This window comes from Micromonospora arborensis, from assembly GCF_003205615.1.
Lineage (GTDB): Bacteria > Actinomycetota > Actinomycetes > Mycobacteriales > Micromonosporaceae > Micromonospora > Micromonospora arborensis.
In genome coordinates, this window is record NZ_PYBV01000029.1 from 18,971 (window position 1) to 29,896 (window position 10,926).

Sequence of the window (10,926 nt, forward strand, 5' to 3'; positions counted from 1 at the left end):
ACGCCGCCGCGCCGTCCTGGAACTGGTCCGCCGCTGCACGGCCACCGTGCTGCGTACGGTGGCGCCCGACGGGCCGGACAGCATGGCCGACGACCGGCCGTTCCGCGAGGCCGGGTTCGACTCGCTGGCCGCGGTCGACCTGCATGACCGGCTCACCGCGGCCACCGGCATGGCGCTGCCTGTCACGCTGGCCTTCGACCACCCGACCCCGGCCCAGGTGGCCGAGGTCATCCTGGATCGGATCGCCGGCACCGGCGGCGGTGCGGACGGCGCGCCGCGCAGTGCCGCGTCCGACGAGCCGATCGCGATCGTCGGCATCGGCTGCCGCTTCCCCGGCGGCGTGGGCGGCCCGGAGGACCTCTGGGAGTTGGTCGCCGGAGGCCGGCACGTGCTCGGCGGTTTCCCCGCCGACCGCGGCTGGGACCTGGACGCGTTGTTCGACGACGACCCGGACCGGCCGGGAAGCAGCTATGTCCGGCACGGCGCCTTTCTGGACGACGCCGCCGGCTTCGACGCCGACTTCTTCGGCATCGGCCCGCGCGAGGCGTCGGCGATGGACCCGCAGCAGCGGATCGTGCTGGAGACGGCGTGGGAGGCCCTGGAACGGGCCGGCATCGACCCGGTCACGCTGCGCGGCAGCCAGGCCGGCGTGTTCGTCGGCGCCGAACCCCAGGAGTACGGCCCACGCCTGTACGAGGCCCCGGACGGGCTCGACGGCTACCTGCTGACCGGCAGCGCACCCAGCGTGGTGTCCGGCCGGGTGGCGTACACGCTCGGTGCGCACGGCCCGGCGATCACCGTCGACACCGCCTGCTCCGGCTCCCTCGTCGCGCTGCACCTGGCCTGCCGGGCACTGCGCGCCGGGGACGCCTCGCTCGCGCTGGCCGGCGGCGTGGCGGTGATGGGCAGCCCGGGTACGTTCACCGCGTTCAGCCGTCAGCGCGGACTGGCCCCGGACGGGCTGTGCAAGCCGTTCGCCGCCGCCGCCGACGGCACCGGATTCGCCGAGGGAGCCGGCATCCTGGTGCTGGAACGGCTCTCCGACGCCCGCCGCCACGGCCGCCGGGTGCTGGCCGTACTGCGCGGCACCGCGGTCAACTCCGACGGCGCGAGCAACGGGCTGACCGCCCCGAACGGTCCGGCGCAGCAGCGGGTGGTGGCCGACGCGCTGGCCGACGCCGGGCTGCGGCCGGCCGACGTGGACGCGGTCGAGGCGCACGGCACCGGCACCCGGCTCGGTGACCCGATCGAGGCGACCGCGCTGATCGCCGCGCTCGGTCAGGACCGGGAGACGCCCCTGTGGCTCGGCTCGGTCAAGTCGAACATCGGCCACACCCAGGCCGCCGCCGGTGCGGCCGGTGTGATCAAGATGGTGATGGCGCTGCGGCACGGCACGCTGCCGGCCACCCTGCACGTCGACGAGCCCACCCCGCACGTGGACTGGACCGCCGGGAAGGTCGCGCTGCTGACCGCCGCGCAGCCGTGGCAGCCGGGGGAGCGGCCCCGCCGGGCCGGTGTCTCGTCGTTCGGTGTCAGCGGCACCAACGCGCACGTCATCGTGGAGGAGGGCGACCCGGCCGCCGCCGAGGACCCGGCGGCGCCGGAGGACCCGGACGTCGTACCGGTGCCGCTGGTGCTGTCCGCGCGCTCCGCCGCCGCCCTGCGCGACCGGGCGACCGCGCTGCTGCCGGTGCTGGACGGCCCGGCCGGCCTGTCCGCGGTCGCCGCCGCCCTGGCCGTCACCCGCACCACGATGGAGCACCGGGCGGTGCTGCTCGCCGCCGGCCGGGACGAGGCCCGCGGCGCGTTGCGCGCGCTGTCCACCGCCGACAGTGCCCCGGCCGGCCGGGGCCGGACCGCCTTCCTGTTCACCGGCCAGGGTGCCCAGCGGCTCGCCTCCGGTACCCGGCTGGCCGCGGCGTACCCGGTGTTCGCCGACGCCTTCGCCGCCGTCGCCGACGAACTCGACCAGCACCTCGACCGGCCACTTCGCGACGTGCTGGCCGGCGACGACCCGGCGTTGCTGGACCGCACGGCGTACGCCCAGGCCGCGCTGTTCGCCGTCGAGGTCGCGCTGTTCCGGCTGCTCGAATCGCAGGGTCTGACGCCCGACTACGTGCTGGGTCACTCGGTCGGCGAGTTCGCCGCCGCGCACGTCGCCGGGACGCTCACCCTGGCCGACGCGGCGCTGCTGGTCACCGCCCGCGGCGAGCTGATGCAGGCCCTGCCGGCCGGCGGCGCGATGATCTCCGTGCAGGCGACCGAGGACGAGGCCCGCGCGGCGCTGGCCGGCGTGGACGACGTCGCCGTCGCGGCGGTCAACGGACCGCGCGCCGTGGTGCTCTCCGGTGCCGTCGGGTCGGTCACCGCGATCGCCGCCACCTTCGCCGCCGCCGGCCGGCGCACCAGCCCGCTGCGCGTCTCGCACGCCTTCCACTCCCCGGCGATGGACCCGATGCTGGCCGAGTTCCGGCAGTTCGCCCAGGTGGTCGGCTTCGCGCCGGCCCGGCTGCCGATGGTGTCGACGGTGACCGGCGCGCTGGTCGGCGACGACGACCTGGCCGAGCCGGAGTACTGGGTGCGGCAGGTGCGCGGCACCGTCCGCTTCGCCGACGGCCTGCGGGCGCTGGCCGAGCGCGGCGTCACCACCTTCGTCGAGCTGGGCCCGGACGCGGTGCTGACCGCCCTCGGCCCGGCCACCCTGCCGGACGCGGCGTTCCTGCCCACCCTGCGGCCCGGCCGCGACGAGGTGCGCGACGTGCTGGCGACGCTGGCCGCCGCCCACCGCCTCGGCACCCCGGTGGACTGGCACCGGTTCTTCGCCGGCACCGCCGACCGGCCGTCGGTCGAGCTGCCCACCTACCCGTTCCAGCACCGCAGGTTCTGGCTCGCCCCGCCCGCACCCGCCGCCGACGCGACCGCGCTGGGCCAGGCCCCGGCCGGGCACCCGCTGCTCGGCGCGGTGGTGCGGCCGGCCGACGGCGACCGCACCGTGCTCACCGGACGTATCTCGCCGCGCACCCACCCGTGGCTGGCCGACCACGTCGTCGCCGGCGCCATGCTGCTGCCGGCCACCGCGTTCGTCGACCTGGCCGCGCACGCCGGTGCCCTGATCGGCACGCCGGTGCTGGCCGAGCTGACGCTGCACGCCCCGTTGCCGGTGACCGGCACGGTCACGCTGCAGATCATCACCGGTCCGGACGACGGCGACGGCCGCCGCAGCGTCGAGATCCACGCCCGGCCGGACGGCGTCGACGCCTGGTCCCGGCACGCCACCGGCCTGCTCACCGCCGCCGGGCCGCCGCCGGCCGACCTCGGCACCTGGCCCCCGCCCGGCGCGGTCCCGGCCGACCTGACCCGCTGGTACGACGACCTGGCCGAGCAGGGATACCACTACGGCGAGAGCTTCCGCGGCCTGCGGGCCGCATGGCGCGACGGCGACCACGCGTACGTCGAGGTCTCGCTGCCCCCACACGTGCCGGCCGGCGGGCACCAACTGCACCCGGCCCTGCTCGACGCGGTGCTCCAGGCCACCGAGCTGGCCGCCGGCACCACCGCCGAACCCGGCATGGTGCACCTGCCCTTCGCCTGGCGCGGCGTCACGATCGCCGGCCCCGGTGCGACCACGCTGCGGGTGCGGATCAGCCCGGCCGGTCCGGACGCGGTGCGGATCGACGCCACCACCCCGGACGGCACACCCGCGGTCACCGTCGAGTCGTTCGTGACCCGCCCGGTCCCGGCCGCCCGGCTCACCGGCGGCGCCCGCCTGCACGAGATCCGCTGGGTGCCCGCCCCGGGCGTCCCGCGAACGCTGCCCGAGCCGGCCGGCTCGGACGCGGACCTGTCCGGCGACGGGGGCGTGCGTCTCGCCCTGGCCGGCTCGGACGCGGACCCGTCCGGGGACCGGGCCGTGCGTCTCGCCCTGGCCGGTCCCGGCGCGGAGGCCGCCCGCGTGGCCACCCACCGGGCCCTCGCCGTGGTCCACGCCTGGCTGGCCCGCCCCGCCGGCCGGCTGACCGTGGTCACCGCGCCGGACGACGCCGGCCACGCCGCCGCCCGCGGCCTGGTGCGCGCCGCGCTTGCCGAGTACCCGGACAGGTTCGCGTTGGCCGAGGTGCCGGCCGGCGAACCGGTGCCGGCCGTGGACGGCGAGCCGGAACTGGCCCTCCGCGACGGCGTCGTACTGGTTCCCCGGCTGACCGCCTGCGACCCGGAGCCCGCGGCCTTCCCGACCCTGGACGGCCCGGTGCTGATCACCGGCGGCACCGGCGGACTCGGCGCGGTCGTCGCCCGGCACCTGGTGGGCCGGCACGGCGTACGGGAACTGCTGCTCGTCAGCCGTCGGGGGCCGCAGGCGCCCGGCGTGGCGGAACTGACCGCCGGGCTCACCGCGGCCGGCGCGTCGGTGACCGTGGCAGCCTGCGACGTGGCCGACCGGGACGCGCTCGCCCGGCTGCTCGCCGAGCACCCGCCGGCCGCCGTGGTGCACGCCGCCGGGATCCTCGACGACGGCCTGGTGACGGCGCTCACCCCGGAGCGCGTCGACGCGGTGGCCGCACCGAAGGCGGACGCCGCCTGGCACCTGCACGAGCTGACCCGCGACCGCGACCTGGCCTGGTTCGTGCTGTTCTCCTCGGCCGCGGCGCACGTGGACGGCGCCGGGCAGGGCAACTACGCCGCCGCCAACGCCACCCTCGACGCGCTCGCCGCGCACCGCCGCGCCGCCGGGCTGTCCGCCGTGTCGATCGGCTGGGGCCTGTGGGCAGGTGCCGGCGGTATGGGCGACCGACTCGACGCCACCACCCTGCGCCGCATCGCGCGTTCCGGCCTGCCCGCCCTGGACGTTGCCGACAGCCTCGCCCTGTTCGACGCCGCGCTGACCGCCTCCGCCGCCACCGTGCTGCCGCTGCGACCCGACCCGGCCGCCCTGCGGGCCCGCGCCGACCTGCCCGCCCTGTTGCGTGACCTGGTGCCGGCCACCCCTCGTCCCGCCCGGCCCTCCGCCACCGCACCGGCCGAGCCGTGGGCCGGACCGGCCGGGCCGGACCGGCAACGGGCACTGTTGCGCCTGGTGCGTACCCACGCGGCCGCGGTGCTCGGCCACGACGGACCGGAGGCGGTCGACCCGGACCGGCCGTTCAGCGAGGCCGGCTTCGACTCGCTCGCCGCCGTGGAGTTGCGCAACCGGATCGGTGCGGCGACCGGCGCGACGCCGGCGGCGACAGTCGTCTTCGACTACCCGACCCCGCGCGCCCTCGCCGAGCACCTGAACGTCGCCACCGCACCTGCCGTCGCCCCGGCACCCGTCGAGCCGGTGGGAACCGACGAGCCGATCGCCATCGTCGGCATGGCCTGCCGCTACCCCGGCGACGTGCGCTCACCGGAGGACCTGTGGCGGCTCGTCGCCGCCGGGTCGGACGCGATCGGCGACTTCCCGGACGACCGCGGTTGGCAGGTGGACCGCATCTTCGACCCGGAACCCGGCACACCCGGCCGCAGCTACGTGCGCGAGGGCGGCTTCCTGCACGACGCCGCCGAGTTCGACCCCGAGTTCTTCGGCATCGGCCCGCGCGAGGCCGCCGCCATGGACCCGCAGCAGCGGCTGCTGCTGGAGATCACCTGGGAGGCGGTGGAGCGGGCCGGGATCGCGCCGGACTCGCTGCGCGGCACCCGCACGGGCGTGTTCGCCGGCGTCATGTACCACGACTGGGGGACCAGGCTGGGCCACGTGCCCGAGGACGTGGCCGCTTACCTGGGCAACGGCAGCCTCGCCAGCGTCGTGTCCGGCCGGGTGGCGTACACGTTCGGCTTCGAGGGCCCGGCCGTCACGATCGACACGGCCTGCTCCTCGTCCCTCGTCGCGCTGCACTGGGCGATCCAGGCGATTCGCGCCGGTGAGTGCTCACTCGCGCTGGCCGGAGGGGTGACCGTGATGTCCACCCCGGACACGTTCATCGACTTCAGCCGCCAGCGCGGCCTGGCCGCCGACGGCCGGTGCAAGTCCTTCGCGGACGGCGCGGACGGCACCGGCTGGGGTGAGGGCGCGGGCGTGCTGCTGCTGGAACGCCTGTCGGACGCGCGCCGCAACGGTCACCCGGTGCTCGCCGTGGTCCGCGGCTCGGCGGTCAACTCCGACGGCGCTTCCAACGGGCTCACCGCCCCGAACGGACCCTCCCAGCAGCGGGTCATTCGGGACGCGCTGGCCACCGCCGGGCTGCGGCCCGCCGACGTCGACGCGGTCGAGGCGCACGGCACCGGCACGGTGCTCGGCGACCCGATCGAGGCGACCGCGTTGCTCGGCACGTACGGCCAGGACCGGGACCGCCCGCTGTGGCTCGGCTCGGTCAAGTCGAACATCGGCCACACCCAGGCCGCCGCCGGCGTCGCCGGGATCATCAAGATGGTCGAGGCGATGCGGCACGGCACCCTGCCGCGCACGCTGCACGTGGATCGGCCGTCCTCGCACGTCGACTGGTCGGCCGGCGCGGTGGCGCTGCTGGCCGACGCGCGGGACTGGCCGGCCGGCGAGCGTCCGCGTCGCGCCGGGGTGTCGTCGTTCGGGATCAGCGGCACCAACGCGCACGTCATCGTCGAGGAGGCGCCGGCCGCCGCCCCCGAGCCGTCCGCCCCCGAGTCGTCCGGCCGGGTGCTGTCCGGCCCGGTGCCGCTGCCGGTCTCGGCCCGCAGCGAGCAGGCGCTGCTCGCCCAGGTGGCGGCGGTGCGCTCGGTGCTGGCCGCCGGTGCCGCGCCGGCCGACGTCGCCTTCTCGCTGGGCACCTCGCGGGCCGCCCTGGACGTCCGGGCCATCTGGACCGGCGGCGACCCGACGACCACAGTGGCCCGTGATGCTCGCACTGTCTTTGTTTTTCCGGGTCAGGGTGCGCAGCGGGTGGGGATGGGTGCCGACCTGTACGAGCGGTATCCGACTTTCGCCGAGGCGTGGGACGAGGTGTGCTCGCTCGTCTCGTGGGACGCGGCCGACATCGATGCCACGGCCAACGCGCAGCCCGCTCTCTTCGCGTACGAGGTGGCGTTGTTCCGTCTTCTGGAGTCGTGGGGGTTGCGTCCGGATGTGGTGGTGGGTCATTCGGTGGGTGAGTTCGCGGCGGCGTACGTCGCCGGGGTCTTGTCTCTGGAGGACGCGGCCCGTCTGGTCGTGGAACGCGGTCGGTTGATGGGTGCGGTCGCTGCTGGTGGGGTGATGGCGGTGGTGAGCGTGTCGGAGGAGTCTGCTCGCTTGACAGGTGTGGATGTGGCGGCGGTGAATGGTCCGGGTTCGGTGGTGCTGTCGGGCAGTCGTGAGCGGGTGACCGCGGCGGTCGAGCAGCTTGGTGTGCAGCCGCGGTGGTTGACGGTTTCTGACGCGTTCCACTCGGTGTTGATGGAACCGGCGCTTGACGGTTTTGCCGCAGCCGCCGCTGGGGTCGCCTTCGCCGTTCCGCGGGTGGAGTGGATTTCCACGGTGACCGGTGCCCGCGTCGGGTCGGTGGATGCTGGGTACTGGGTCCGGCAGATCCGCGACACGGTCCGTTTCCACGAGGCGGTGTCCGGTCTGACCGGCTGCCGGTTCGTCGAGTTGGGTCCGGAACCGGTGCTGAGTGGCCTGCTGCGCGGTCACGTGGACGACGTGGTCGCGGTCGTCGCCGGGCGGGACGTGTTGGGGGCCGTCGCCGAGTTGTGGGCCGACGGCGCCACCGTCGACTGGGCCGCCCACCTGCCCGGTGCCCGCCGGATCGACCTGCCCACCTATCCCTTCCAGCGCCGCCGCTTCTGGCTCGATGCCGGCGCCGACCCGGCCGGCCTCGGTCAGCTCCCGGCCGGTCACCCGCTACTCGGCGCGGTCCTGCCGCTCGGCGACGACGGCCTGGTGCTCACCGGCCGCCTCGCCGCCGACGCCACCCCGTGGCTCGCCGACCACGGCGTCCTCGGCGAGCTGCTGCTGCCCGGCACCGCGTTCGCCGAACTCGCCCTGCACGCCGGAACCCACGCTGGGCACCCGGTGCTGGACGAGCTGACCCTGCACGCCCCGCTGGTGCTCGACGAGCGGACCGCGACCGCCGTGCAGGTGGTCGTCGCCGCGCCGACCGGCGGCCGGTGCGCGGTGTCCGTCTACTCCCGTCCCGAGCACGCCGACGCCGCCGAACCGTGGACCCTGCACGCCCGTGGCTTCCTCGGCACCACCCCGGGCACCCCGGCCGAGCTGACCGCGTGGCCGCCGCCCGGCGCCGAGCCGATCGACGTCACCGGCGCGTACGACACCCTCGCCGGGCGTGGCTACGACTACGGACCCGCCTTCCAGGGGCTGCGCGCGGCCTGGCGGCGCGGCGACGAGGTGTACGCCGAGGTCGAGCTGCCCAGCCCGGACGCCACCGGGTACGGCCTGCACCCGGCGCTGCTGGACGCCGCCATGCACGCCGACCTGCTGGCCGGCGGGGACACCCTGCTGCCGTTCGTCTGGTCCGGCGTCACCCTGCACCGGGCCGGGGCGTCCGCGCTGCGGGTGCGGATCACCCGGCTACGCGGGGACGAGCTGTCCGCGATCGACGTCGCCGACCACACCGGGCAGCCGGTCGCCACCGTCACCACGCTCACCGCCCGCCCGGCGACCCGGACCGCCCGGGCCGGCGAGTTGTTCACCGTCGACTGGACCCCGATCGCCGAGCCGGTCGGCCCGGCGCCGGTCACCGTACGGTTCGACGTGCCCACCCCGGACGGCCCGACGCCGGCCGCGGCGGCCCGGGTCACCGTCGGCGCCACGCTCGACCGGATCCGCACCTGGCTGGCCGACGACGAGCACGCCACGGACCGCCTGCTGGTGGTCACCCGCCGCGCCGTCCACCTGCCCGGCGACGCGGCACCCGACCCGGCCCAGTCCGCGGTCTGGGGCCTGGTGCGGGCCGCCGCCGAGGAGAACCCCGGCCGGTTCGCGCTTGTCGACGCCGACGACACCGCGACCGTCCTCGACGTCGCGGCCGGCAGCGGCGAACCGGAGACCGCTGTGCGCGGTGACGCCGTGCTGGTGCCCCGCTACGTCCGCGCCGACCCGGACGCCGAGCGCCGCACCCTGGACCCGGACCGGACCGTGCTGGTCACCGGCGGCACCGGCGGCCTCGGCGCGCTGGCCGCCCGCCGGTTGGTGAGCCACCACGGCGTACGGAATCTGCTGTTGGTCAGCCGGCGCGGCCCGGACGCTCCCGGCGTCGGCGCGCTCTGCGCCGACCTGGCGGCGGCCGGTGCCGACGTGCGGGTGCTCGCGTGCGACGTGTCCGACCGCGACGCCGTCGCCCGGCTGCTGGCCGGCATCCGCGCCGACCGGCCGCTCGGCGCAGTCGTGCACGCCGCTGGGACAGCGTCCGGCGGCACGGTCGCCGGCCTCGGCCACGACGCCGTGGACCGGGTCCTCGCCCCGAAGGCCGACGCCGCCTGGCACCTGCACGACCTCACCGCCGATCTCGGCCTCACCGCGTTCGTGCTGTTCTCGTCCGCCGGCGGTCAGGTGCTCGCGGCCGGGCAGGGCGACTACGCCGCAGCGAACGCCTTCCTCGACGGCCTCGCCGGATACCGGGCCGTGCACGGGCTGCCGGCCACCGCGATCGCGTTCGGCCTGTGGGCGGAGGACACCGGCCTCGGCGCGGTCGGCGACGCCGACCTGGCCCGGATGGACCGCCTCGGCCTGCCCGCGCTGAGTCGCGAGGACGGGCTGGCCCTGTTCGACGGTGCCTGGCGGAGCGGCCCGGCCGCGGTGACCGCGATCCGGGTGGACCGCCAAGCGCTCCGGACCCGCGCGGACCTGCCCGCCCTGCTGCGCGGCCTGGTGCGCCGCCCGGTCGCGGCCCGGCCGGAACGGCCCACCGGCCCGGCCGCGCTGCCGCCGGCCGAGCGGGAGCGGGAGCTGGCGTCTCTCGTACGCGAGAAGATCGCCGCCGTGCTCGGGTACACCGACCCGGCCGAGGTCGCCGACCGCCGCCCGTTCCGCGACCTCGGGTTCGACTCGCTGGCCGCGGTGGAGCTGCGCAACCTGCTGACCGCCGCCACCGGGCTGACCCTGCCCGCCACCCTCGTCTTCGACCACCCCACCCCGGCCGCCGTCACCGCCCTACTCACCACGATGGTCACCGGCACCGCCGACGAGGCCCCCGAGGTGCGCGCCGCCGCCACCGGCGAGCCGATCGCCATCGTGGGCATGGCCTGCCGCTACCCCGGCGGGGTGCGGTCGCCGGAGGACCTGTGGCGGCTGGTCGCCGACGGCGTCGACGCGGTCTCCGGGCTGCCCGTCGACCGCGGCTGGGACGTCGACGGCATCTACCACCCCGAGCCCGGCACCCCGGGTCGCAGCTACGTGCGCGAGGGCGGGTTCCTGGATGACCCGGCCGGCTTCGACCCGGAGCTGTTCGGCATCGGCCCGCGCGAGGCGCTGGCCCTCGACCCGCAACAGCGGTTGCTGCTCGAAGTCAGCTGGGAGGCGTTCGAACGTGCCGGTATCGCGCCGGACTCGCTGCGCGGCACCCGCACCGGCGTGTTCGCCGGCGTGATGTACGACGACTACGGCAGCCGCCTCAAGAACCCGCCCGAGGACGTCGCCGCCTACCTCACCAACGGCAGCTCGCCAAGCGTCTTCTCCGGTCGGGTCGCCTACCACTTCGGGTTGGAGGGGCCGGCGTTGACTGTCGACACGGCCTGCTCGTCGTCGTTGGTGGCGCTGCATCTGGCGGCGGAGTCGGTGCGTCGTGGTGAGTGCACGCTCGCCCTGGCCGGCGGCGTCACGGTGCTGGCCACCCCCGACATCTTCGTCGACTTCAGCCGCCAGCGCGGCCTGGCCCCGGACGGCCGGTGTAAGTCCTTCTCCGACGACGCGGACGGCACCGGCTGGGCCGAGGGTGCGGGTGTGTTGGTGCTGGAACGCCTTTCCGACGCCAGGCGTCACGG

General features: G+C 76.3%; 1 protein-coding gene. It reads left to right on the top strand.

Features of this window, described 5'->3' with window-relative positions; genetic code table 11:
• Positions 1-58: 58 nt before the first annotated feature.
• Positions 59-10,926: SDR family NAD(P)-dependent oxidoreductase (locus C7C45_RS23070; RefSeq protein ID WP_482805344.1), on the top strand; the 10,868-nt coding region annotated here is incomplete at its 3' end.